The organism is Ruegeria sp. BG11, from assembly GCF_056538565.1.
Genome location: NZ_JBQFTH010000004.1, coordinates 246,274 through 271,421 on the forward strand (window position 1 = coordinate 246,274; position 25,148 = coordinate 271,421).

The 25,148-nt window shown below is 59.1% G+C and carries 24 protein-coding genes; 14 read left to right on the forward strand and 10 right to left on the reverse strand.

Annotation, left to right across the window (positions count from 1 at the left end):
- The first annotated feature begins 27 nt into the window (after positions 1–27).
- The 4 genes from urtB to urtE are packed head-to-tail and all read left to right on the forward strand — an operon-like array spanning position 28 to position 4,649.
- A complete protein-coding gene (gene urtB, locus ACR0JF_RS08805) occupies positions 28–1,980 on the forward strand; it encodes an urea ABC transporter permease subunit UrtB (protein WP_170659022.1) in 1,953 nt (650 codons plus the stop codon).
- 3 nt (positions 1,981–1,983) lie between these two features.
- Positions 1,984–3,213, forward strand: coding sequence for an urea ABC transporter permease subunit UrtC (gene urtC / locus ACR0JF_RS08810; protein ID WP_170659021.1), 1,230 nt, complete (start codon positions 1,984–1,986; stop codon positions 3,211–3,213).
- A complete protein-coding gene (urtD, locus tag ACR0JF_RS08815) occupies positions 3,210–3,950 on the forward strand; it encodes an urea ABC transporter ATP-binding protein UrtD (protein ID WP_170659020.1) in 741 nt (246 codons plus the stop codon). Before urtC ends, urtD begins: the two co-directional genes overlap by 4 nt.
- A 3-nt stretch (positions 3,951–3,953) precedes the next feature.
- Positions 3,954–4,649 carry an urea ABC transporter ATP-binding subunit UrtE gene (gene urtE, locus ACR0JF_RS08820; protein WP_170659019.1) on the forward strand — a complete coding sequence of 232 codons (696 nt, stop codon included), beginning with the start codon at positions 3,954–3,956 and terminating at the stop codon, positions 4,647–4,649.
- A 15-nt stretch (positions 4,650–4,664) separates the two neighbouring features.
- On the opposite strand, the gene ACR0JF_RS08825 is transcribed toward urtE, so the two are convergent.
- The 10 genes from ACR0JF_RS08825 to ACR0JF_RS08870 all read right to left on the reverse strand — a co-directional run bounded on the left by ACR0JF_RS08825 (position 4,665) and on the right by ACR0JF_RS08870 (position 14,111).
- The gene (locus ACR0JF_RS08825; protein ID WP_170659018.1) at positions 4,665–5,762 is read right to left on the reverse strand and encodes a M56 family metallopeptidase; all 1,098 of its coding nucleotides are present in this window, start codon (positions 5,760–5,762) and stop codon (positions 4,665–4,667) included.
- The gene (locus ACR0JF_RS08830) at positions 5,749–6,144 is read right to left on the reverse strand and encodes a BlaI/MecI/CopY family transcriptional regulator (RefSeq protein ID WP_170378547.1); all 396 of its coding nucleotides are present in this window, start codon (positions 6,142–6,144) and stop codon (positions 5,749–5,751) included. The genes ACR0JF_RS08825 and ACR0JF_RS08830 overlap by 14 nt, the downstream gene beginning before the upstream one ends.
- 65 nt (positions 6,145–6,209) lie before the next feature.
- Positions 6,210–6,611 (reverse strand): DUF2160 domain-containing protein, encoded by a 402-nt coding sequence (locus tag ACR0JF_RS08835; RefSeq protein ID WP_170378549.1) that lies wholly within the window; start codon positions 6,609–6,611, stop codon positions 6,210–6,212.
- An 8-nt stretch (positions 6,612–6,619) separates the two neighbouring features.
- The gene (locus ACR0JF_RS08840) at positions 6,620–7,417 is read right to left on the reverse strand and encodes a carbohydrate ABC transporter permease (protein WP_170378551.1); all 798 of its coding nucleotides are present in this window, start codon (positions 7,415–7,417) and stop codon (positions 6,620–6,622) included.
- Positions 7,414–8,277, reverse strand: a complete 864-nt coding sequence (locus tag ACR0JF_RS08845; protein WP_085807799.1) for a carbohydrate ABC transporter permease — start codon at positions 8,275–8,277, stop codon at positions 7,414–7,416. Before ACR0JF_RS08845 ends, ACR0JF_RS08840 begins: the two co-directional genes overlap by 4 nt.
- Entirely contained in the window at positions 8,277–9,350 is a 1,074-nt protein-coding gene (locus tag ACR0JF_RS08850; RefSeq protein ID WP_170659017.1) for an ABC transporter ATP-binding protein, read from the reverse strand. Before ACR0JF_RS08850 ends, ACR0JF_RS08845 begins: the two co-directional genes overlap by 1 nt.
- A gap of 1 nt (position 9,351) precedes the next feature.
- Positions 9,352–10,401, reverse strand: coding sequence for an ABC transporter ATP-binding protein (locus ACR0JF_RS08855; RefSeq protein WP_170461603.1), 1,050 nt, complete (start codon positions 10,399–10,401; stop codon positions 9,352–9,354).
- An 86-nt stretch (positions 10,402–10,487) separates the two neighbouring features.
- Positions 10,488–12,227, reverse strand: coding sequence for an ABC transporter substrate-binding protein (locus tag ACR0JF_RS08860; RefSeq protein ID WP_170378557.1), 1,740 nt, complete (start codon positions 12,225–12,227; stop codon positions 10,488–10,490).
- 172 nt (positions 12,228–12,399) lie between these two features.
- Positions 12,400–13,110, reverse strand: coding sequence for an aspartate/glutamate racemase family protein (locus ACR0JF_RS08865; protein WP_170659016.1), 711 nt, complete (start codon positions 13,108–13,110; stop codon positions 12,400–12,402).
- A gap of 74 nt (positions 13,111–13,184) precedes the next feature.
- Positions 13,185–14,111 carry a LysR family transcriptional regulator gene (locus ACR0JF_RS08870; protein WP_170659015.1) on the reverse strand — a complete coding sequence of 309 codons (927 nt, stop codon included), beginning with the start codon at positions 14,109–14,111 and terminating at the stop codon, positions 13,185–13,187.
- Positions 14,112–14,202: 91 nt separating this feature from the next.
- Here ACR0JF_RS08870 and ACR0JF_RS08875 point away from each other — a divergent pair, with 91 nt between their 5' ends.
- The 10 genes from ACR0JF_RS08875 (at position 14,203) to ACR0JF_RS08920 (ending at position 25,144) form a co-directional block, all read left to right on the forward strand.
- Positions 14,203–15,336, forward strand: a complete 1,134-nt coding sequence (locus ACR0JF_RS08875) for an enolase C-terminal domain-like protein (RefSeq protein ID WP_170659014.1) — start codon at positions 14,203–14,205, stop codon at positions 15,334–15,336.
- Positions 15,333–16,583: an NAD(P)/FAD-dependent oxidoreductase gene (locus ACR0JF_RS08880; protein ID WP_170659013.1), complete on the forward strand. Its 1,251-nt coding sequence runs from the start codon at positions 15,333–15,335 to the stop codon at positions 16,581–16,583. Before ACR0JF_RS08875 ends, ACR0JF_RS08880 begins: the two co-directional genes overlap by 4 nt.
- Before the next feature lie 50 nt (positions 16,584–16,633).
- Positions 16,634–17,614, forward strand: a complete 981-nt coding sequence (locus ACR0JF_RS08885) for a TRAP transporter substrate-binding protein (protein WP_170378565.1) — start codon at positions 16,634–16,636, stop codon at positions 17,612–17,614.
- Positions 17,615–17,693: 79 nt separating this feature from the next.
- Positions 17,694–18,218 carry a TRAP transporter small permease gene (locus ACR0JF_RS08890; protein ID WP_419738744.1) on the forward strand — a complete coding sequence of 175 codons (525 nt, stop codon included), beginning with the start codon at positions 17,694–17,696 and terminating at the stop codon, positions 18,216–18,218.
- 4 nt (positions 18,219–18,222) lie between these two features.
- Positions 18,223–19,536, forward strand: a complete 1,314-nt coding sequence (locus ACR0JF_RS08895; RefSeq protein WP_170549260.1) for a TRAP transporter large permease subunit — start codon at positions 18,223–18,225, stop codon at positions 19,534–19,536.
- 6 nt (positions 19,537–19,542) lie between these two features.
- Complete coding sequence (locus tag ACR0JF_RS08900) at positions 19,543–20,475, forward strand: hypothetical protein (protein WP_170659012.1); 933 nt, start codon at positions 19,543–19,545, stop codon at positions 20,473–20,475.
- A gap of 148 nt (positions 20,476–20,623) precedes the next feature.
- Positions 20,624–21,208, forward strand: a complete 585-nt coding sequence (locus ACR0JF_RS08905) for an ANTAR domain-containing response regulator (protein ID WP_170467312.1) — start codon at positions 20,624–20,626, stop codon at positions 21,206–21,208.
- A complete protein-coding gene (locus ACR0JF_RS08910) occupies positions 21,205–22,374 on the forward strand; it encodes an ABC transporter substrate-binding protein (RefSeq protein ID WP_170659011.1) in 1,170 nt (389 codons plus the stop codon). The genes ACR0JF_RS08905 and ACR0JF_RS08910 overlap by 4 nt, the downstream gene beginning before the upstream one ends.
- 249 nt (positions 22,375–22,623) lie before the next feature.
- Complete coding sequence (locus ACR0JF_RS08915; protein ID WP_170659010.1) at positions 22,624–23,988, forward strand: CmpA/NrtA family ABC transporter substrate-binding protein; 1,365 nt, start codon at positions 22,624–22,626, stop codon at positions 23,986–23,988.
- Positions 23,989–24,061: 73 nt separating this feature from the next.
- On the forward strand, positions 24,062–25,144 hold the full coding sequence (locus tag ACR0JF_RS08920) for an ABC transporter permease (protein ID WP_170549248.1): 1,083 nt from the start codon (positions 24,062–24,064) through the stop codon (positions 25,142–25,144).
- Positions 25,145–25,148: the final 4 nt, after the last annotated feature.

Here is a 25,148-nt window from a genome sequence, read left to right on the forward strand (position 1 = left end):
CCCTAAAGACACCTCGGGTTTCACCACATGTTACGACTATTCCTTGCGGGTCTCGCAATCCTATGCGCCTGCCTAACGGCCAATGCGCAAGAGAGCGGTTTGCAACCGATCCTGCAAGAGCATCAGGAAATCATCACCAAAAGCTCGCGCAAGACGATCAAACCGGCGATTGATGCGATTGCCAGCAGCGGTCTACCGCAAGCGCAGGTGATGCTTGAGACATGGGCCGCCAAAGACGTGTGGATGCGCAAGTCGGACGGCCTGTTCTTTGCAGGTAAAAAGGCCGAGGGCCGCTCGTATGAGCTGACCGATTTCGACACCGGAGAGGTCGTTGGAACGTTCGAGAAATCCGACCTGAAGCAGTTGAAACCCAATAGCGGCATCCGCGCGATGATTGGAACAGCTTTGGTCCAGTTCCAACTGACCGACCCGGACCGGGCAAAACGTCTGGCAGCTTTGACTTCTATTCAACGCGATCCCGAAGGCGCTCTGCTGGTGCCGCTGCGCGCCTCGATTGAGGACGAGCCCAATGCCGATCTGAAAGCGCAGAAGCAACGTCTCGAGCGGTTGCTGACCATCGGCTACGACGAAGATACCGCAGCACGTGTGGCTGCGATTGAAGACATGTCCGACGATCTGGGGGTGGACGTCCGCGCGGCTCTGAACCCTTTGGTCGTGACGAATCGACATACGGGCACAGATCTGCCCTCTGATGCGAATATCGCCGCCATTCTAGATCCCGGATCAGAAGCCCTGACGAGGGGCGAGGCATATGATCTGTTGGTTGCCAATGAACTTGCCGCACCGCGCACATCGCCCGACGACATACGCGCCGCACTGGCCGCCAATATCGACGGAGGCCGCGTGGGGGGCATTCCTGTCGCGCAGCTGAACTCTGACACCACGCGTGCTCAGGCTTACGCTGTTTTAGCCGAAGCCGGCCTCGTGCCTGCTTTGATCACCGAGGCCGACATCGATTCTGCGTTGGAAACGCATGTCTTCTTTGAGACCTATGCCGAACCCTCACCCGAAATCACAACCGCAGCCGAAAAGGCGCTGGAACAGATCGAGCTGAAGGTCGGTTTGAACCAGACCCTCGACCTGACACTGGACGCAATCTCATTGGCGTCGATCTATTTCCTCGCTGCCATCGGTCTGGCTATCACCTTTGGCGTGATGGGTGTGATCAACATGGCCCACGGTGAGTTCATCATGATGGGCGCCTACACCGGCTACGTCGTGCAGCAGTTCATCCCCGACCATACGCTCTCAATCATCGTCGCCATCCCCATGGCCTTCGCGGTCACCTTCGCCATGGGCGTCGCGATGGAGCGGTTGGTGATCCGCTGGCTCTATTCGCGCCCGTTGGAGACGCTGCTGGCGACGTTCGGCATCTCGATTGCCCTCCAACAGCTGGCCAAGAACATCTTTGGTACGCAGGCCCGACCGCTGACCGCGCCCGGCTGGCTGGACGGGGCGTGGGTGCTGAACGATGTGGTCTCGATCAGCTATATCCGTATCGCGATCTTCGTTCTGGCGCTGATCTTTCTGGGACTTTTCCTTTACATCATGAAGCGCACCCGGCTGGGGCTAGAAATGCGCGCGGTGACTCAGAACCCACGCATGGCGGGGTCGATGGGGATCAATCCGGGGCGGGTGAATATGCTGACCTTCGGGCTTGGTTCCGGCATCGCAGGGATCGCCGGGGTTGCGATTGGTCTGTTCGCCAAGGTCACGTCTGATCTGGGCAGCGACTATATCGTGCAAAGCTTCATGACCGTGGTTGTCGGCGGGGTCGGCAACATCTGGGGCGCGCTGGCGGGCGCAGGCATGATTGGCTTCCTGCAAAAGGGCATCGAGTGGATGAACCCGTCGAACACCCTCGCGGCGCAGACCTACATGATCATCTTCATCATCATTTTCATCCAGTTCCGGCCACGGGGCATCATCGCCCTCAAAGGCCGCGCGGCGGGGGATTGAGCCATGGAACGCTGCTTTGTCGCCAAGAACCCCTCCGTACTTGTCTTTCTGGCCATCCTGTCCCTGTTCACATTGGGCGTGACCGTCCTGTCCGAAGGGTTCGGGATCGGCGTGATCTCAACCAGTTTCGTCAAGACGTTGGGCAAGACCCTGTGCCTGTGCCTGATTGCCGTGGCGATGGATCTGGTCTGGGGCTTTACCGGCATCCTCTCGCTGGGCCATTTCGCTTTCTTCGGGCTAGGAGGCTACATGATCGGCATGTGGCTGATGTACGAACGAACTCGTCTGATCGTGGTTGAGTCTCTGTCACAAGCCGAAATCCCCCCTACCCCGTCCGAGGTCGTGGACGCCATCGGAACGCAGATTTTCGGCGTAGTTGGATCATCGGATTTCCCTCTGATCTGGGCCTTTTCCCACAGCCTGACCTTGCAACTGATACTGGTCGTTTTGGTGCCCGGACTTTTGGCGCTGATCTTCGGCTGGCTGGCCTTCCGCAGCCGGGTGACGGGTGTTTACCTGTCGATCCTGACCCAAGCCATGACGCTCGCGTTGGCCCTCTACCTGTTCCAGAACGACAGCGGATTGCGCGGCAACAATGGCCTGTCGGGCTTGCAGAACCTGCCGGGTGTGACCGCCTCGCAGGACGTGGTGTCGGTCTGGTTTCTCTGGGCCTCGGCACTGGCCCTTGGGCTGGGATATATGCTGGCGGCGTGGGTCGTATCGGGCAAGTTCGGATCGGTCATCCGCGGCATCCGCGATAACGAGGCGCGGGTGCGGTTCCTCGGCTACTCGGTCGAGGTCTACAAACTGGCTGTCTTCACCCTGACTGCCTGTATCGCCGCCATCGCGGGCGCGCTCTACTACCCTCAAGCTGGGATCATCAACCCCGAAGAGATGGCCCCCATCGCTTCGATCTATCTGGCTGTTTGGGTCGCCATTGGTGGGCGTGGTCGCCTGTATGGTGCGGTGATCGGGGCGGCTTTCGTCAGCCTGCTCAGCACATGGTTCACCGGCGGACAGGCGCCAGACATCCCACTTGGGTTCTACACAATCAAATGGGTCGACTGGTGGCAGGTGCTGCTGGGCGTCTCCTTCGTGCTGGTCACGCTATTTGCACCAAAGGGTATCGGAGGGCTGTTCGACCTCTGGACCAACCGCCGTGCACCGCAGCGTCACGGTGCGCCGCTTGGACCCGACGACAGCGCTTTGCGCGAAAAGGAGGCAACGGAATGAGCACTCTGCTAGAGGTTAGCGGCGTTTCGGTTACCTTCGACGGGTTCCGCGCCATCAACAATCTCTCCTTCCACATCGGCGAGGCCGAACTGCGCGCCGTGATCGGCCCGAACGGGGCTGGAAAGACGACCTTCATGGACATCGTCACAGGCAAGACGCGGCCAGACGAAGGTCGTGTTATCTGGGGGGAAAAATCCGTCTCATTACTGCGGATGAGCGAGGCGAAAATCGCGCAGGCTGGGGTCGGCCGGAAATTCCAGAAACCCACCGTGTTCGAGGACCAAAGCGTTAGAGAAAACCTCCTGATAGCCCTCAAGAATAAACGCGGTTGGCTAGGCGTCCTATTCTATCGCCCCACGAACAGCGACCTGGAAAAGGTCAAGGAACTGGCGGACGAGATCGGCCTGAAGGACGAACTTGACCGTAAATCCGGTGAACTCAGCCACGGGCAAAAACAATGGCTCGAGATCGGGATGCTGCTGGCGCAGGAACCGCGCCTTCTGCTGGTTGACGAGCCTGCCGCCGGGATGACCCCGCAGGAGCGCGAGCACACGACCGACCTGCTGGTACAAGCCGCCAAGACCCGCGCCGTTGTGGTTGTTGAACATGATATGGAGTTCGTCCGCCGCCTGAACTGCAAGGTCACCGTCCTGCATGAAGGATCGGTTCTGGCCGAGGGGTCCCTGGACCACGTGACATCAAATCAGGACGTCATCGACGTCTATCTGGGGCGTTGAGCGATGCTGAAACTAAACGATCTAACCCTGCACTATGGCCATTCACAAATCCTCAACGGTATCTCGATGGAGGCCGAGAGGGGTGAGGTGACCTGTGTGATGGGCACCAATGGGGTCGGCAAGACCAGCCTGATCAAGGCGATCTCGGGCACCCATCCCCGCTCTGGCGGGTTGCTGACACTGGACGGCGAAACCCTTGGCCCGCTGCCTGCGCATCAGATGGCCTGGAAAGGTGTCGCTTATGTCCCGCAAGGACGCGAGATTTTTCCGCTTCTGACGGTGCGTGAGAACCTCGAAACCGGGTTCGCCTGCCTTCCCGCAGCTGAACATTTCGTGCCGGATGAGATCTTTGATTTGTTCCCGGTTCTGGCCCAGATGCAGCATCGGCGCGGTGGAGATCTATCCGGCGGCCAGCAACAACAACTTGCTATTGCCCGGGCACTGATCACGAAACCCCGGCTCTTGCTGCTGGACGAACCCACCGAGGGGATTCAGCCCAACATCATCCAGCAGATCGGCGAAGTGATCCACCACCTGCGAGATCAGGGCCAGATGGCGATCCTACTGGTCGAGCAGTATTTCGACTTTGCCTACGACCTCGCCGACCGGTTTGTGGTGCTGCGTCGTGGCGAAATCCTGCTCGAAGGCCACAAGCAGGATGTTTCACGGGATCAAGTCCTTCAAGGCGTCTCGGTCTGACCGAGACGATGCTTGTCAGTTGCCGCTGTTGCGACGTTCCAGCCGCTCAAGGTTGACCACGGTCGAAAGCATAAGCCGGTCTTGGCTCCACCCGTCGGTCTCGCGCAAACTGGCCGAGCCCCAAGCTAGGACGATCGCAAAGATCAGGCTGAAAGACAGGACCATCGCATGCAGCGGATGGCCCCCTTTGGGTCCGTCCGCCAAAGCGATCACACGCTGTCGCAGCACCCGTTTCGCCTTGTTACCATTGACCAGCGCAACATTCAGGACCTGCGGACGCTCGCGCGAGACCGTGCGGGCGCAATAGTCCAGCAGGCACTTGGCATAGTCCACCGTATCCAGTCTGCGTCTGGCAACAATGGCCTGATCGCAACCAAGCTCGCGCAGCCGCTCAAACTGATAGCGCAGGATGTGATAGGCCGGGTTCCAGAAGAACAGAGGACGCAGAAACTCCAGCACCAATTCCCATTCGACGTCGCCGCTGCGAACATGCTGGAACTCATGGGCAATCGCGAACCGCAATTCGTGACGATCGTTCAGCAGGTTGCTGGGAAGGATTACGTGACGACGGCGCAGGCCCCGTACGGCAAAGGGAACTTTGATGTGATCCGACAAACGGACATCCACCTTGGCTGAACGTTTCCACAGGAAACTGTCCAAGACCGTCTGACGAATTTGTAGCGCAGCCCAGATCACGCGGACGACCAGCGTGGCCGATACCAATGCCAAAGCCGCAAGTGCAGCAATGGCCCAGACTGAGCTACCATCCAATGCGGCCTCGACCCAGCGCTGGCGCGTGTTCAGCAGCGTCTCAAACTGGGTTGCAGGCAGTGCGATCTCACCCCTCAGATAGGCCGCAACGGCCACGTCGCCGATGGCCATCGGCTGACCGGGCCAGATAAATTCGAACAGATGCGCCACCCCAAAGGCCAGCACCGGGCTGAGCATAAGGCAAAGCACTAGCGCCCTGAGCAGGCGAAACTGATCGGAAAAGGACAGTCGCATCGAGGTTCGCGACAGGACAAATCGGGCTGCAAACCACAACACGACCGATAGGATCAGAACAAAATTCAGTTCGAGATAGGCATCGAGAACCGGCTTAACCGCTGTCATTTTGCAGTCTCCTTTCTACCAATGCCCGAATATCCTCAAGATCCGCCTCGCTCAGACCCGCATCATCCACCAAGCGCGCAACCAGCGAGGCTGGTGTGTTGTCAAACAACGTCCGCGAGAGATTCTGAAGCGAGCGAGCCTGATACCGATCCTTGTCCAGAAGCGGGCTGTAGATCAGGGTTTTTCCGTCCTTGCGACTTTCGACAAAACCTTTTTCGTCGAGAATACGCAGGATCGTTGCACCTGAAGTATAGGCCAGATTCCGTTCCGGTGGCAGGCGGTCCAATACATCACGCACCGAGCCTTCCCCAAGGGCCCAAAGCTCGTTCATGAACTCCAGTTCAACCTCGGTCAGCAAATTTGTCGTCTTTTTCTTTCGCATCGCTCTTGGGGTCGTCATGATTGGTGTGCCTGTCAGACAAGCATCCTTTCGCGTTTTGTCAAAGCCTAAACTTTCCAGAAAACAAAGAAACCCCAGCCGATTGATAGAAACAACGGTGTCCAGACCGGTTGGCCCACGAAGCCGAGCCAAGCCAGAAAAATGTAAGCCGAGCCAAGCAACGTGATGAACAGGCGGTCGCCCAGCGTTGTGGTCAGACCCAGCACGCCTTTGCGTTCAATGCCATCGCGGAATTTGAACCCTTCCAGCACGCCGATCAGTGCAATGGCCGAGAAGATGCCGACGAACAAAGCCAGCGTGGCTGGCGTCCAAGCCATCCAGAAATCAGGCCACAGCGGATCGGTCCATGAAAAGCCTTTTTCCTCTTGCTGGCCGACGCTGCCCCAACCCGCCTGCTGGGCAAATGCCGCAGAGGGCAGGAAGGGAAGGATGATAAGAAGTTTGCGCATATCGAACCTCATACACGTCCCATCGCGAAACCACGCGCGATGTAGTTGCGGACAAACCAGATGACGATGGCGCCGGGAATGATGGTCAGTGTTCCGGCGGCTGCCAGCAGGCCCAATTCATACCCCGCGCTGGATGCAGTACGAGTCATCACGGCGGCGATGGGCTTGGCTTCCACAGCCGTAAGCGTCTTGGCCAAGAGCATCTCGACCCACGAGAACATGAAGCAGAAGAAGGCTGCAACACCCACACCCGCTTTGATGTTGGGCAGGAAGATCGTCACGAAGAAACGCGGGAAGGAATAGCCGTCGACATAGGCAGTCTCGTCCAGCTCTTTCGGGATACCCCGCATGAACCCTTCCAGAATCCACACCGCCAAAGGCACGTTGAACAGCGTATGCGCTAAAGCCACGGCCAAATGGGTGTCAAACAGCCCGATGGAGGAATAGAGCTGGAAGAACGGCAGCGCGAACACAGCCGCCGGGGCCATACGGTTGGTCAGCAGCCAGAAGAAGAGCTGCTTGTCGCCCAGAAACCGATAGCGCGAGAACGCATAGGCCGCAGGCAAGGCCACACAGACCGACAGCACCGTGTTGATCGTCACATAGATGATCGAGTTGATATAGCCCCAGTACCACGTCGGATCGGTGAGGATAGTGGTGTAGTTCTCCAGCGTGAAGGTCTGAGGGAACAGAGAAAAGCCCGACAGAATCTCGTTCGTGGTCTTGAAGGACATCGCCACCAGCCAATAGATCGGCAGCATAAGGAACGCGATATAGAGGATCGGGATAAGAGACCGCTTCTTCATTGCGCGTCATCCTTTGTCATCAGAGTGTAGAAGACCCAGCTGACCAACAGCGTGATGGCGAAGTAGATCAGGCTCATCGCAGCTGCAGGGCCAAGGTCGAACTGTCCCAGTGCGATCTTCACAAGGTCGATCGAAAGTAAGGTGGTTGAGTTGCCCGGGCCGCCGCCTGTCAGAACGAAAGGCTCGGTATAGATGTTGAAACTGTCCATGAAGCGCAGCAGAACGGCGATGGTCAGGACGGTTTTCATCTTGGGCAGTTGGATATAGCGGAACACCGACCAAGGGCTGGCACCGTCGATCTTCGCGGCCTGATAGTACGCGTCCGGGATCGACACGAGGCCCGCATAGCACAGCAGCACAACCAGCGACGTCCAGTGCCAGACATCCATGACAACGACCGTGATCCAAGCCGACAGAGGCTGTTGCGTCATATCATAGTTGATGCCCAGAACGTCATTCAGGAAGTAGCCCAGCAGGCCGATCTTGGGCAGCGTGAAGATGTTCCACATCGAGCCAACCACGTTCCAAGGAATCAGCATCGGCAGGGCCATCAGGACCAGACAGACCGGCACCCAGAAGCCTTTGCGCGGCATCGACAGCGCGACGATGATACCCAAAGGCACTTCGATAAGAAGGATCAGGAAGGTAAACAGGAACTGCCGTCCCAGCGCGGCCTGAAAGCGGTCCGAACGCAGGATTTGCTCGAACCAGCCAAGCCCCTCCCAGAAGAACTGGTTGTTGCCGAAGGTTTCCTGCACCGAGTAGTTGACCACCGTCATCATCGGCACCAGCGCGTTGAACGCGACCAGTGCCAACACCGGCAGGACAAAGAACCAGGCTTTTTGGTTTTCCGTTCTCATCAGCTGCGCTCCTCGGTTGCGATCCAGCCGTCGCGGTAAACGCGAGATTGTTCTGGTTTGAATTGCAGGAAGACCTCTGAGCCCGGTTCAGGCACACTATGTTCGGTCACCGCCTTGAGGGCCGTATTGCCGACCATCGCGCTGACCACATAGTGGCGGCCGATATCGGACACTTTGGTGACATGCGCCGGAATGCCGGTATCGCCGAAGCCCACATATTCCGGGCGGATACCCAGATCGGTGCGTCCTCCGTCGCCGTGAGTAGGGCCTTCTAGCACCACTTCATATCCCTCGAACACGGCCCGGTCGCCTTTGGCCTCGCAGGGCAGAACATTCATGCCGGGGGAGCCGATGAAGTGGCCAACGAAGGTGTGCTGCGGGCGCTCGAACAGCTCAACAGGGGTACCGATCTGAACGACCTCGCCGTCTTGCATCACGACCACCTCATCCGCGAAGGTCAGCGCCTCGGTCTGGTCGTGGGTCACGTAGATCATGGTTGCCTGTACTTTCTGGTGCAGCTCTTTCAGCTTTGAGCGCAGCTTCCATTTCAGATGCGGGTCGATCACGGTCAGCGGCTCGTCAAACATCACCGCGTTCACATCGTCGCGCACCAGTCCGCGCCCCATCGAGATCTTCTGCTTGTTGTCCGGGCTGAGGCCGCTGGCACGGGTGTTCAGCATGTCCGTGACGTCCAGCATCTCGGCGATCTCATCGACGCGCCGTTTGATCTTGGCGGGGTCGACGCCTCGGTTTTTCAGGGGAAAGGCCAGGTTTTCACCGACGGTCATCGTGTCGTAGATCACCGGAAACTGGAACACCTGCGCAATGTTGCGCTGATCGGGTGGCAGGGCCGTAACATCTTGACCGTCAAACAGAATCTGACCCTCAGACGGTGTCAGCAGCCCCGAGATGATATTCAGCAGAGTGGACTTGCCGCAGCCAGACGGCCCCAGCAGCGCATAGGCACCGCCGTCGCGCCACGTGACATCGACTTCTTTCAGCGCATAGTCCTCGGGGCCTTTCGGCGCGGGCATGTAGCTGTGTCGCAGGTTGGAAAGCTTGATCTGTGCCATGTCAGGCCACCCTTTGGCCGTCTTGGCCGAAATACCGGCAATGCGCCGGGTTCATGTAGAAACTGTGATCCTCACCGACCTGATAGGGGTGAACCCCTGCCGCCAAAGACACCCAGTCGTCCGAGCCATGCCGGAAATGCGCGCTGGAGTCCGAGCCCGACAGTTCGGTCACGATCACGCGGCCTGTCAGTTCAACGTCAGCCTCAGATGTCCGGATCGGTGTGACGCGATGAGGGCGCACAGCCACCATGTATTCGCCATCGGCCATGTTCTGTACCGCCCAGCCACCGCCTCCGGCAAGCTGCGCTTGTGCGCCGGAAACCGTGATGCGGGCGACGTTGATCGGGGGGTCGGAGAATACGCGTGCTGCAGCCAGATTTTCGGGATTTCGGTAGATATCAGCCGTTGGGCCGAACTGCGTCACATACCCGTCTTCCATCAGCGCGGTATGACCGCCTAGCAACAGCGCCTCTTCGGGCTCCGAGGTTGCGTAGACCACTACCGCTCCGCGCCCGGCAAACAGATCAGGCAATTGCTCACGCAGTTCTTCACGAAGCTTGTAGTCGAGGTTGGCCAGCGGCTCATCCAGGAAGACGGCGCGGCTTTCTTTCGCAATCGCGCGGGCCAAGGCGGTGCGTTGTTGCTGACCACCAGACAGCTCGTGAGGGCGGCGATGCAGCATCGGGCGCAGTTGAAGCAGATCGGCAGCCTCTTCCACGCGGCCTTCGATTTCGGATTTCGCCATACCAGCCACGCGCAGGGGTGAGGCGATATTGTCGAAAACGGTCATATGCGGGTAGTTCACAAAGAACTGGTGGACCAGGCTGATCTGCCGCTTCTGCGTGTTCAGCTTGGTGACGTCCTGCCCGTCCATAAAGACCTTGCCCGAGGCAATAGGGTCCAGCCCGGCCATCATCTTGATCAGAGAGGTCTTGCCCGATCCCGTCGCCCCCAGCAGCACATTGAAATGGCCGGTCTGCAGCGTCAAGGATGTGGGTTTGATATGGATGACGTTCCCGACCCGTTTGGTCGCGTCTTTAAGTTCGATCATGTCCGTGAATTCCGATCCCGCAGCGCCATGCGCTGTCTTGGTCTTGGGATGGGGATGCCGCAATCGGCACCCCCGGTTTCAATCGCTTACTGAGACTGCCAGCGCTGAACCAGTTCGTCATAGTTGACGGTCTGGCCTTGCGGCTTTTCGTTCTCAAGCTTGGCCTTGGGCGAGCCCTCTTTCTCCAGCCAGAAGGCAGGATCCTGCGGCTCGTTCAGACGTGGGCCGCAGCCACCGTAGACACCGGCACTTTCATCCGCGGCCTGCATACGGGCCATGGTGATGTCCATTTCCTCGGCCAGACGATCCATCGCCTCTTGCGGGGTGAAGGCGCCCGAGTTCACGTCACCGATCTGCTGCCACCAGATTTGGGCCAGCTTCGGATAATCCGGCACGTTGATGCCGGTCGGCGACCATGCCACACGGTCAGGCGAGCGGTAGAACTCGACCAGACCACCCAGCTTGGGAGCGCGTTCAGTGAACGACTCGTGGTTGACCGAACTGTCGCGGATGAAGGTCAGACCCACATGGGACTTCTTCACATCAACAGTCTTCGACGTCACGAACTGAGCATAGAGCCAAGCCGCCTGAGCACGATCCTCGGGGGTCGATTTAAGGAACGTCCAGGAACCCACGTCTTGGTAGCCGACCTTCTGGCCTTCTTCCCAATAGGGTCCGTGCGGGCTGGGCGCCATCCGCCACAGCGGCGTGCCTTCGTCGTCCACGGTGTTGTTGCCTTCGGACTTCGGCTTCACCATGTCAGCGGTAAAGGCGGTGTACCAGAAGATCTGCTGGGCCACATTGCCTTGGCTAAGCGCTGGCAGCGACTGGTAGAAGTCATAAGACGCAGCACCCGGAGGAGCATAGGCTCGCAGCCACTCATCCCACTTGCGGATCGCGTAGACCGCAGCCGGACCGTTGGCCGCACCACCGCGCGAGACGGAGGCCCCGACAGGGTTACAGGTGCCCGCTTCCATGCGGATGCCCCATTCGTCAACGGGGATACCATTCGGCTCACCTACGTCACCGGCACCGGCCATCGACAGCCACGCGTCGGTCATACGCCAACCAAGGTCAGGCGCGCGTTTGCCGTAGTCCATGTGACCGTAGATTGTCACACCGTCGATCTCTTTCACATCGTTGGTGAAGAATTCGGCAATGTCTTCGTAAGCGGACCAATTGACCGGAACGCCAAGGTCATAGCCGTACTTTTCCTTGAATGCGGCCTTGTTGGCTTCGTCATCGAACCAGTCCTTGCGGAACCAGTAGAGGTTCGCAAACTGCTGGTCGGGCAGCTGATACAGCTTGCCATCCGGACCGGTGGTGAACTGAATGCCCATAAAGTCATCCAAATCCAGCGTCGGCGAGGTCGTCGCCGCCCAATCGCCTGCCATCATGTCGGTCAGCGGATAGGCCAGTTGCAGGCGCGAGTGCGTCCCGATCAGGTCGCTGTCATTGACGTAACCGTCATAGAGGTTCCGGCCCGTCTGCAGCTGGGTCTGAACGGCCTGAACCACTTCGCCCTCGCCGAGGATCTGGTGGTTGACCTTGATCCCGGTGATCTCTTCGAACGCCTTGGTCAGCACCTCGGATTCATATGAGTGCGTTGGAATGCCTTCCGACAGAACGTTGATTTCCATGCCGGCATAAGGCTGTGCAGCTTCGATGAACCACTTCATCTCGCCCATCTGTTCGTCTTTCGACAGAGTCGATGGCTGGAATTCGTCGTCGATCCAACGTTGTGCTGCGGCTTCGTCGGCCCAAACGGGACCGTGCCCCGCAATGACGGCAGCCGCCGCCACTGCGGAAAGTAGATGTCTCCGCATCTGTTTCCTCCCAAAAACTATGGATTCCGGCGCGAACCGGATGACAACCAACATCAGCGATTTACCGCGCATCTGTCAAACTAAATTTTTAGTAATTGACGCGAGGGCGGAAAAATTCTGGCTTATACATTGTTATTATTCAATTTTCCCAACCGAGTGTCGTGCCGCGTTTTCAGAACCTTGGCGGCAAAAGACCGGATTGGAACCACGTCACAAAGCTGACAATCGAGAAAACAGGTATTCCCGTCGCATTTCGAATATCGGCTGCATAGGGGCACATATTGGTGCATTCCAGAACGATTGCGCCCAGTTCAGGATGGTTTTTTTGCAGCCGCAAAGCCGCCTCGACATTGTCAGCGCGCGCCTTTTCGACATCCAGAGCCTCCTCGTTTCCCAGAATCGCGCGCGTGAATTCCTGCCCCCCTTCCGTCGTCCCAATCGGCGTTCCTTCGGGCACCTGCGCTTTCCGCAAATGATCCTCGGTCAGGGTCGAGGCCGAGATGGTCAGGACCCCAGCACGCTTTCCCGCTGGCAAAATGCGATTGACCATCTCCACCTGCATCAACGACGAGGTCACGACCGGCACCGGAACGGCCTCAGACAATTCTTGCTGGAACAAGGACAGAAAACCACAATTCGTGGTAATGCCGTCCGCGCCATCGCGAACAAGGTCACGGGCCGCATCAACAAACGCGCTCAACATGCCCTCGGCGCCGCGCCGCACAACAAGGTCAGGCGAGGCATCGCGCACGATGCGATACAGCACCGGAAACGGCCAGGTCGTCGCGTTACCCATGTCGCCCGAAATGCGCGGAAACCGCGCATCGAGCATCAAGATACCCACCGACGCCCCGTAGATGGATTTCCCCCCCTTTGCGATCATCTGCCCCTCCTCCTGCGTTCTGAGCGTCGATTCCGCCCGACAGTTTCACATCCTCATGTAACTTGCCAACAGCGTTATCCGCTCGTCTGTCGTTCGTCTGGTACAGCGCCCTCGGCAAAGGTCTCAATCGAGGTCATCAACTGCGCCAGAAACGCCTGCCCGATGGCGGAGAGCGGGCGGCCTTTGGCGGTGATGACCGCAAGATCCAGCATCACGGGCGGCTGAAACTGCCGGGTTTGATAGCCGTCCTCGCCATCGAACGACACGGTAAACGGGTCGATTAGGGCTACACCCATGCCCTCCTTGACGAAGCTGAGCAGGTTTTCCGACAAATGCGTGTGGATCTTGGTCCGCCAATCGCACCCGGCCTTCTGGAATACCTCGCGCGTCCGGCGGTGGGTTTGATGCTCCGGCCCCATCACTATGAAGGGCTCCTTTTCAAGCAGTTCCGGCGTCAGGACCTCATGCGCGGCCAGAGGGTTGTTTTCGGGAAACGTCGCCAGCGTTTCAAACCGAAAAACCTTTGCATTTAGGGTATCGTGCAGAATGGGCATCTCGACAATGCCGATCTCAAACAGGCCCGACGTCACCCATTCCTGAATCTTCGACGAATATTGCGATTGAAAGCTGACCGACAGATTGGGACGGGATTGCGAGAATCGCGCAATCTCGCGGGGCATGAAGCCGAATGACAGCATATGCGGGGCGGCGACTTGCAACTGACCGGGGTGTTTGTTCTGCAAATCCGTTACGGCCTGCGCCACGTGATCCAACCCGCGCACCACGGTATCGACCTCACGATAGAGAAGCTCAGCCTCGGGCGTTGGCAGCAAACGTCCTTTGGTGCGCTCAAACAATGGCAATCGCGCCTCGCGCTCTAGCTGGGACAGAAGATTGCTGATGCCCGGCTGTGAAATGCCAAGCACTGACGCGGCGCCGGTGACCGTCCCTGTCTCCATGATCGCGTGAAAAGCCTGCAACTGACGAAATCTGAGGGACATTGGATCATCATTTTTTCTGATAGTATAAGCAATATATAGTATTTGAAATGATATTCTGGTCAAGGCAGGCTGCGTCCTGACCGGAGGTGGGATGTCTGATCTACAACAGAAAATTACGGGCTATGATCTATGGCATCTTGCGCTGCCGGTGACATCGCGTCGGGATCACGGCATCGGCTCCGTCGAAGGAGTCTGTGAGGTCGTCATCCTCAGATTGACCACTGAGGACGGCACGCAAGGGTTTGGTGAGGCCTCACCTTGGTCGGTTTTTACCGGCACGCCCGAGGCCACATTTGCCGCGCTGGACCGCTATCTGCGCCCGCTGGTTTTAGGCGCGCGCCTGTCCGACCGGGCCGCGATCATGGCCCAGGCCGCTTATGCAGTCGCCCATTGTACCGAAGCCAAGGCCGCGTTGGAGACCGCTCTTCTGGACATGACTGGCCGCATCTCCTCACTGCCGGTTTGGGCCTTGCTGGGCGGCAAGTGCCGTGATGCGATCCCGCTGAGCTGCTCCATTGCCAATCCTGACTTCGCGCAGGATATCGACCTGTTGGCGCGATTGCATGATGACGGCGTTCGGATCGTGAAACTCAAGACAGGGTTCAAGGATCATGCCTTCGACATCATGCGGCTTGAATACCTGGCCCAGAACCACCCAGAAATGGCCGTCCGCGTGGACTACAATCAGGGGCTGAGCGTCGAGGATGCCCCGGCGCAGGTGCGCGACGTGGCACAGTTTCAACCCGACTTCATCGAACAACCCGTGCGCGCGCATCACTTTGGCATGATGGCCCAGCTGAAGCAGATGATTGACATCCCTCTGCTGGCCGACGAAAGCGTCTTTGGCCCCGAGGACATGGAGCGCGCCGCGCGCGAGGGGATTTGCGATGGCGTCTCGGTCAAGATCATGAAGTCTGGCGGTCTGACACGAGGCCAGACGGTCGCCCGCATCGCCGCCACCCATGGGCTGAGCGCCTATGGCGGCGACATGTTCGAAGCAGGCTTGGCCCATCTCGCCGGAACCCACATGATCGCCGCAACGCCCGAGATCACTTTGGGCTGCGAATTCTATCAGGCCAGCTATTTCCTGACCGAAGATATCCTCGAAACCCCTTTCGAGGTGAGGGACGGTCAAGTCATCGTGCCAGACGACCCCGGGCTGGGCGGCAGGCCGGATCTGGCCACGCTCAACCACTATGCGGTTGCGAAATCGGGGGCAGCATGAGCGACAAGAAAACCATAGCCATCATAGGCGCCGGGATTGTCGGCGTCTCGGCCGCGGTCTGGCTGCAGCGAGATGGACATGATGTAATCCTGATTGACAAAGCAGGACCTGCCGAGGGGACGTCTCATGGCAATGGCGGGGTACTTGCCTCCTGCTCGATCGTTCCGGTGACAGTGCCGGGCCTGCTAGGCAAAGCCCCCCGCATGCTGTTCAGCCCATCTGAGCCGCTGTTCATGAAATGGGGTTACCTCCCTAGGCTTGTGCCTTGGCTGACCCGTTACCTGAGCCATGCAAAAGCCCACGAGGTAGACCGGATCGCCGCCGCCCTGACTCCGATCATTGGCGACAGTTTGAACGACCACAAGGCCCTGGCCGAAGGGACCGGGGCGGAGAAATGGCTGGTCCCGTCGGACTATCTGTTCCTTTACCGCGACCGGGCTCATTTCGAAGGGGACGCCTTTGGGTGGGGCATCCGGCGCAAGCATGGGTTTCACTGGGATGAGCTCGAAGGGCAGGCCTTGCATGACTATGACCCTGTCTTCAGTCGCGACATCTCATTTGCGACCCGGCTGGCGGATCACGGCCATATCAGAGATCCGGGCCGCTATGTGAAAGACCTTGCCGCCCATGTCGAGGCCAGTGGCGGGCGCATTCTGCGCGCCGAGGTTGAGGATGTCATCCGTGAAGCAGGCAAAGTCACCGGCGTGCGCGCGGGCGGTGAGACCATTGCCTGCGACACGGCCATCGTCAGCGCGGGCGTCTGGTCCGGGCCTCTGGCCAAACGGCTGGGCATCTCGGTCCCGCTCGAAAGCGAGCGTGGTTATCACCTGGAACTGGTCGCGCCATCGGCCATGCCCCGCAGCCCGGTCATGGTGGCCTCTGGTAAATTTGTTGCCACACCGATGGATGGGCGCATACGGTTGGCGGGTATTGTCGAATTTGGCGGGCTGGACGCTCCGCCCTCACGCGCGCCATTTGAATTGCTGCGCAAGAACGCCCGCGCAGCCCTGCCCGGCGTGACATGGAAGGAGGAAATTGAATGGATGGGGCACAGACCGGCCCCGGCGGACTCGATCCCGATCATCGGTGAGGTTCCCGGTATTTCCGGAGCCTACATGGGCTTTGGCCACCACCATATCGGCCTGACCGGCGGCCCAAAAACCGGCCGTTTGCTGGCTCAGATGATCGCAGGGCGCACGCCAAACACAGATACCAGCGTCTACGCGCCAGCACGGTTCGCAACATGAATAATTCGGCTCCAGAAGCCAGTCCAACGCATAACAATCGGGAGACTATCATGAAGAAACTCACCAGCCTTCTCGCGGCAACCGCATTGACCGCCGCCGCGGCCGCCCCCGCCATGGCCGAGAAATGGGACATGCCGATGGCCTATTCGGCCTCGAATTTCCATTCGGCCACGGGTGCTGAATTCGCCAAATGTGTAACAACCGGAACAGGCGGCGAGATTGAGATCGTGACCCACCCCTCGGGCTCTCTGTTCAAAGGCGCCGATATCAAGCGCGCGATCCAGACCGGGCAGGCCCCGATTGGCGAGCGCCTGTTGTCCGGACACCAGAACGAAAACGCGCTATTCGGCTTTGACTCGATCCCTTTCCTTGCCACGTCCTTTGACGACAGCGCCAAGCTGTGGGAAGCGGCCAAGCCCTCGATCGAGAGCCTGCTGGCCGAGCAAAACCTGACGCTGCTTTACGCCGTGCCTTGGCCGCCGCAGGGGCTGTATTTCAAGAATGAGGTGAACTCGGTCGCCGATATGAAAGGCATCAAGTTCCGGTCCTACAACAACGCCACCTCGCGCCTGGCCGAGCTGACGGGCATGCTGCCCGTGACAATTGAAGCCGCCGAGATCAGCCAGGCCTTTGCAACGGGTGTGGCGGACTCGATGGTGTCCTCCGGGTCGACTGGCTATGACCGCAAAGTCTGGGAAAGCCTGAACTACTTCTACGAAGTCGACGCCTGGCTGCCGCGCAACTACGTGATGGTCAATTCGGACGTCTGGTCGGGTGTGTCTGACGCCAACAAGAACGTCATCAAAGCCTGCGCGGAACTGGCCGAATATGCCGGCAACTGGCGTGCCAAGGAATATACCGGCTTCACACTGCAGGGTCTGCGCGATGGTGGCATGACCGTTGGCCCGGCCTCTGACCAGATGGTGGGTGAGCTAAAAGAAATCGGCGTCACCATGACCAATGAATGGCTTGAGGCTGCAGGCGACGAGGGCAAAGCCATCGTCGATGCGTTCAACGCCGCGCAGCAATAACGCCAAATCGGGCGGCAGGTCCTTCTGCCGCCCGCAACATCTCAAAAAAGACAAACCAAGCGGGGACAGTATGGCGGTTATGCGTGGGCTTCGGTCCGTTCTGGATTTCATTTATCAGGCCGCCGGCGTTCTGGCCGCACTGAGCCTGATCGCCATTTTGCTGCTGATCGTAGTGCAAATGCTGGCCCGCTGGACCGGAGAGGTCTTTCCCGGCGCGCCCGACTATGCCGGGTACGCCATGGCCGCCGCGTCCTTTCTGGCCTTTGCCAACGCGCTGAACCGAGGCAGTCATATCCGTGTGTCCATTCTGTTGAATGCTGTTCCAGACGGGTTCAGGCGTGTTCTGGAAATCTGGTGTTTCGCCATCGGCACAGCGGTGATGTGGTATTTCTGCTGGTACGCCTACCGCTTTGTCTATTGGAGCTGGAAGTTCAACGATGTCAGTCAGGGGCAGGACAGAACCGCCCTGTGGATTCCTCAATCCGCCATGCTGATCGGCGCCGTGATCCTCGCCATCGCACTAACCGACCATCTGCTCCACGTGCTGTTCAAGGGGGATCACCGCATCACCCCCGATCTGGCCGACCAAAGTCAGGGGGAATAAGCGTATGGAAAACCTTTCGATCATCATCCTGTTCATCTTCGTCCTGTTCACCCTGCTGGGCACCGGAGTTTGGGTCGGCCTTGCCCTGATGGGCGTCGCCTGGGTCGGGATGGAGCTGTTCACGACCCGCCCCGTCGGCGACGTCATGATCACAACGATCTGGTCCGCGTCCTCGTCCTGGACCCTGACCGCCCTGCCCATGTTCATCTGGATGGGGGAAATCCTGTACCGAACGCGATTATCCGAGGATATGTTCAAAGGGCTTTCGCCTTGGATGGCCCCTCTGCCCGGCGGGTTGGTGCATACCAATATCGTCGGCTGCACGGTCTTCGCTGCGGTATCTGGCTCATCCGCTGCCACACTGACCACCGTGGGCAAAATGTCGATCCCGGAACTGCGTAAGCGAAATTACCCTGAGCGTATGATCATCGGCACCCTAACCGGCGCGGCTACATTGGGCCTGATGATCCCGCCCTCGCTGACGCTGATCGTCTATGGCGTTACCATCAATGAATCGATCACAAAGCTGTTCTTTGCCGGCATCCTTCCCGGCCTCGTTCTGGCCGCGATGTTCATGGGCTATGTCGCGATCTATTCGAAACTAGGCAAGGACTGGCAGCCCAACGTCGAAGCCAAGCTGAGCTTCCGCGAGAAAATCCACAACTCTCGCTTCCTGTTGCCTGTGATCCTGTTGATCACGGTGGTGATCGGCTCGATGTATCTGGGCTATGCCACTGCAACCGAAGCCGCCGCCTTTGGCGTGATCGGAGGGCTATTGCTGGCCGCCGGTCAAGGCTCGCTCAACTGGAAGACCTTCACCGAAAGCTTGATGGGCGCAACGCGCACCAGCGCGATGATTGCCCTGATCCTTGCAGGCGCGGCCTTCCTGTCGTTGTCGATGGGCTTCACTGGCCTGCCCCGAGGCCTCGCCGACCTCATTGCCGGGTGGGAACTGACACGGTTCGAGCTGCTGATGGTGCTGCTGGTCTTCTACATCATACTGGGGTGTTTTCTGGACGGCATCTCGTCGGTCGTGCTGACCATGGCCGTGGTCGAGCCGATGATCCGCGATGCAGGGATTGATCTGATCTGGTTCGGTATCTTCATCGTCGTTGTCGTCGAGATGGCCCAGATCACGCCGCCCATCGGCTTCAACCTGTTTGTGATGCAGGGCATGACCAACCACGAGATGAGCTATATCGCCCGCGCCGCCATTCCGATGTTCCTGATCATGGTGCTGATGGTATTTGTTCTGATCTGGTTCCCTGAGCTGGCCACCTGGCTGCCTGATAACCTGCGCCAGAGCCCCGGCGGGTAGCGCCACTTGAACCCGCTACATCTGGCGGCCCGCAATGGCCCCATTGTACTGGTCGCGGGGCTGGTTGCCGGTCTGCTCTTGCCCAGCCTCGCCGAACCGATGCGCCCGCTGCTGCCGCCGCTCGTCATGTTGCTGCTTTTCGTGACGGTCCTGCGAATGGAGCCAAAAACGCTCATCGGCTCGCTATCCGATCTGCATAGCGTGATCCGCACGATTGCGGCACTGCAACTTGCGGTGCCGCTGACGCTTCTGGCCATTGGATACACGGCTGGCTGGATGAGTTCGCCGATCTTCCTGTCACTGCTCATCGTCGCCGCAGCGCCCTCGATTTCCGGCAGCCCGAACATGTGCCTGATGATGGGTCACCCGGCGGAACACGCAGTGCGGCTGGTGGTGGTGGGAACCGCGCTTTTGCCCCTGACGGCGCTGCCCGTCTTCTGGCTCATGCCAGAGCTGGAGGATATTCGCGCCGTCACCGGTGCCTCGGCCCGCTTGTTCCTGACCATCGCCGTTGCGGCCTCCGCCGCGATCGTCTTGCGCCTGACTGTCCTCAGAAACCCGTCCGCGTCCACGCTCGGCAATCTTGAAGGGCTGGGCGCGATCACATTGGCTGTCTTTGTCATTGGCCTGATGCCATCGCTCAGCGCGACGGCACTGGAGGCGCCCGGCATCGCGCTGTTCTGGGTCGCTTTTGCCTGCGTGATCAACTTTGGCGCTCAGGCCGTGATGTTCAGCCTGTTGCGCAGGCGCGGCCCACCAGCACAAGCGACGGCTATTTCTTTGATCGCAGGCAATCGCAATATTGCCCTGTTCTTTGTTGCTTTGCCGCCCGAGGTCATTGCGCCGATCATGGTCTTTATAGGGGCCTACCAGATTCCGATGTACCTGACCCCGACCCTGATGCGACGACTTTATCGAACGAGCGCGACTGACCCCTAGGCAATCCCAATAGCTACGCCCTGTGATTGCCTGAAGAATACGCACTCAGACGTCGTTCGCCCAAAAATTGATCTACACTTGTGGTCCCTTTGCAAGCGCAGCAATCGATCTGTTGCCAACCCCATGCAGCGCGCCCAACTGACTCCGTATGAGCCAGAACCTGACAGTCGTTGTCGTAGAACAGAACCAAGACCGGGCCTTTGCCATCGTGGATGCGCTGAAGGAGTCCGGCGATGTCGATGTGTTCGTGATCGGAAACGCCTCGGGATTGGCGCGCAAGATTGCCACCCACAGCCCCGATATCGTCCTGATTGATATCGACAACCCGTCGCGCGACATGCTCGAGGAATTGACGGTCGCGTCCGGCCCACTGGAGCGTCCCGTCGCCATGTTTGTGTCTGGAGCAGCCGGTGGGTTGGCAAAAGCTGCGGTTGAGGCAGGTGTCTCAGCCTATGTGGTCGATGGCCTGCAGGCCGAGCGTATCAAGCCGGTGATCGACACGGCCATCGCCCGGTTTCAGGTGCTGCGCCAGATGCGGACGGAACTGGCTGAAACCCGCCGCGCATTGGAAGAACGCAAGGTGATCGACCGCGCCAAAGGATTGTTGATGAAAGCCAAAGGCGTGCCCGAGGATGAGGCCTATGCCCTGTTGCGCAAAACCGCGATGAACCAGAACCGCAGGGTGGCCGAGGTCGCCGAGGCTTTGGTTACGGCCTCTGGGTTGTTGTCATGAGGACCGTCACCCTTCCCGTAGCCTACATGCCGCTGGTCGATGCCGCCCCATTAATCGTCGCGCGCGAAATGGGGTTCGACCATGCCGAGGGCGTTTCGTTGGATCTGCGCCCTGCCCCATCCTGGTCGTCCCTGCGCGACATGCTGGCCTTTGGGCATGTTGATGCCGCGCATCTGCTGTCTCCGGTTCCGGTCGCGATGGCCTTGGGTCTGGGCGGCATCGCGACGCCGCTATCGGCCGTGTCCGTGCTATCGATGAATGGAACCGTGATTGGCGTTGGCACGCAATTGGCCGGGCGGCTAGCACATCAGGGATTTGGTTTTGATTTCGCCGATGCCGCCAAAGCCGGCGCAGCATTGGCAAAAGCCGCCGGAGACGTTCTCGTCTTTGGCGTCCCCTTCCCTTTCTCGATGCATGTCGAACTACTGCGCTACTGGGTGGCGGGAACGCCGCTGGCCTCGAAAAAGGTGGAAATACGCACCGTACCACCGCCATTGATGGCGCAGGCCCTCGCCGGTGGAGAGATAGACGCCTTCTGCGTGGGTGAACCCTGGGGATCCTTCGCGGTCGACGACAATGTCGGTACCCTCCTTCTACCGGGCCAGGCGATCTGGACCTGCGCTCCAGAAAAGGTTCTGGCGGTGCGCAACGACTGGGCCGAGAACGAGCCGCATCTGCTTGGCAGCCTGATGCGGGCGGTCTGGCGCGCCGGGCGTTGGCTTTCAAGTGAAGACAGCCGCACAACCGCGTCCGAGATGTTGTCGCGCAAATCCTACCTCAACGTCTCGCCCGAACTGATCGACCGCGCCCTGATGGGAGAGTTCACGATCTCCGCCCGTGGCGAACAGCGCCATGTTGAGGGGTTCGTCGAGTTCTTTGACGGAGCCGCCACCTTCCCTTGGCGCAGTCAGGCGAAATGGATGGCTCATCAGTTGGCGCTGCGAAACGGGCTGGATGTCACAACCGCCGAGCGTCAAGCCGCAAAGGTCTTTCGCAGCGATCTTTATCGTCGTGAACTGCAGGGTTTGGGCGTGGAATCACCAGGCGCCTCGGAAAAACTGGAGGGCGCGCTGCCCAATTCGACTGCTGTGGCCTCAACCCATGGCAGCCTGATTCTGCCCCCGAATGTCTTTTTCGACCGGCGCATTTTCGAGCCGACCGGTTAAGATTGCCTAATTTTTTTGCAGCGCAGCATTCGGTAGTGCTGCATTGCAGAAAAAGGATGACGACCCAAGCCCGGCAAGGCTTAATCGGGTCAACGGCAGGCAACGACGCCCACCGTAAGAATTCGCCCGCCGAAATGGGCATCCACCAAGAGCAGAGCCGCTCGACCACCCGCCAATCCTCCCGGCGGTGTGTGTCGGCGGCTTTTTTTGTTTGCCCAAAGCGATTGGGCTGAACCGAAAGGGATCGAGATGAAAAAGCTACTTCTGGGCCTTATTGCGTCTACCGCGCTTGTCTCTCCGGCATTGGCCGAGCTGGAACTGGAAAAAGACGAGCTGACCTTTGGCTTTATCAAGCTGACCGACATGGCCCCGTTGGCCGTCGCCTATGAACAGGGCTATTTCCTGGACGAGGGTCTGTTCGTGACGTTGGAAGCGCAAGCCAACTGGAAAGTGCTGCTGGACGGCGTGATTGGCGGGCAACTTGACGGTGCGCACATGCTGGCGGGCCAGCCTTTGGCGGCGACCATCGGTTACGGGACCGAGGCGCATATCATCACACCGTTTTCGATGGATTTGAACGGCAACGGCATCACCGTCTCAAACGAGATTTGGGAAGAAATGAAGCCCAATATCCCAAAGATGGATGACGGTCGCCCGCAGCACCCGATTAGTGCTGAGGCCTTGGCACCGGTCGTTGAGAAATACAAGTCCGAAGGCAAGCCGTTCAACATGGGCATGGTCTTCCCAGTTTCGACCCACAACTACGAGCTTCGTTACTGGCTGGCCGCTGGTGGTCTGCATCCGGGGTATTACAGCCCCGAAAACGTGACTGGTCAAATCGGTGCGGATGTCTTCCTGTCCGTGACCCCTCCGCCGCAGATGCCCGCCACGTTGGAGGCTGGTACGATCTATGGCTATTGCGTGGGCGAGCCTTGGAACCAGCAGGCCGTGTTCAAAGGCATCGGTGTTCCGGTCATCACCGATTATGAGCTGTGGAAGAACAACCCCGAGAAGGTCTTTGGTATCACCGCCGAGTTCGCCGAAGAGTACCCAAACACCACTCTGGCCGTGACCAAAGCGCTGATCCGTGCGGCGCAGTGGCTGGATGAAAACGACAACGCCAACCGCCCCGAAGCGGTCGAGATCCTGAGCCGTCCGGAATATGTTGGCGCGGATTATGATGTCATTGCCAACTCGATGACCGGCACGTTTGAATACGAAAAGGGCGACAAGCGCGAGGTTCCCGATTTCAACGTGTTCTTCCGCTACAATGCGACCTACCCGTTCTACTCGGACGCGATTTGGTACCTGACCCAAATGCGCCGCTGGGGTCAGATCGCCGAGGCCAAGCCCGACAGCTGGTATGACGAAGTCGCCAAGTCGGTCTACAAGCCCGAGATCTACCTTGAGGCCGCGCGCTTGCTGGTCGACGAAGGGCTGGCGAACGAGGCTGATTTCCCTTGGGACAGCGACGGTTACAAAGCACCGACTCCGGCCGAGGATATCATCGACGGTATCGCCTATGACGGCCGCACCCCCAACGCCTATCTCGAAAGCCTCTCCATCGGTCTGAAGGGCGAGCAGAAAATCGTCGGTTCCGACGTACAAGGTTAATTCCCCAAACGCCGCGCCCGGCCCTCGTCGGGCGCGGACCCCAAAGTGCCCCGCCATCGCAAGGACACATCAGATGACAACGGTCGATCCCGAATTCAACGCAGACGCCGCCCGAGAGGAACGTCGCGCCCGCCTTTTCACCCGTATCAACGCAGCCGACAAGTGGTTCCAGGTGTTGGGCCTTAGCTGGGCCACGCCCGTCCTAAAGGCCGCCGCCGGAGACAACCCACGCGCGCAGATGACCGAGATTTGGCGGTTGTTGATCGTTCCACTGCTGTCGATCTGTGCCTTTCTGCTGCTCTGGGCAACATTGGCCCCCAAGGTGCAGACCTCGCTTGGTGCTGTCCCCGGACCTGCGCAAGTCTGGAGCGAGATGGTCAGCCTGAACGAAGACGCAAAGGCCAAGGCCGCCAAGCGCGCGAAATTCGAAGCGATGGTCGAAAAGCGCAATCAGAAGTTCATTGATGCCGGTCAGCCCGAAAAGGTGAAAGAGGTCGCCTTTACTGGGGCGCCTTCGTATTACCAGCAAATCTGGACCTCGATCAAAACGGTGTTTTTCGGCTTTCTGATCGCCACAGTGGTCGCCGTGCCGCTTGGCATCGCGGCTGGCCTGTCTCCGACAGCCAATGCCGCGCTGAACCCGCTGATCCAGATTTTCAAACCGGTGTCTCCGCTAGCCTGGCTGCCGATCGTCACCATGATCGTCTCGGCCGTTTACGTCACCAATGACGGCTGGTTCGCGAAATCCTTCCTGATCTCGGCCATCACCGTCACCTTGTGTTCGCTGTGGCCCACACTGATCAATACATCGCTGGGTGTTGCTTCCATCGACAAGGACCTAGTGAATGTCTCCAAGGTGTTGAAAATGAACACCTATACCAAGATCACCAAACTGGTGCTGCCCTCTGCCCTGCCCCTGATCTTCACAGGCCTGCGCCTGTCGTTGGGCGTCGGCTGGATGGTCCTGATCGCGGCGGAAATGCTGGCGCAGAATCCCGGTCTGGGCAAGTTTGTCTGGGATGAGTTCCAGAACGGGTCGTCCAGCTCGCTCGCAAAGATAATGGTTGCGGTCTTCACCATCGGCATCATCGGTTTCCTGCTGGACCGGGTGATGTACGCGCTGCAATCCCTGTTTACCTTCACGAATAACCGGTGATCGA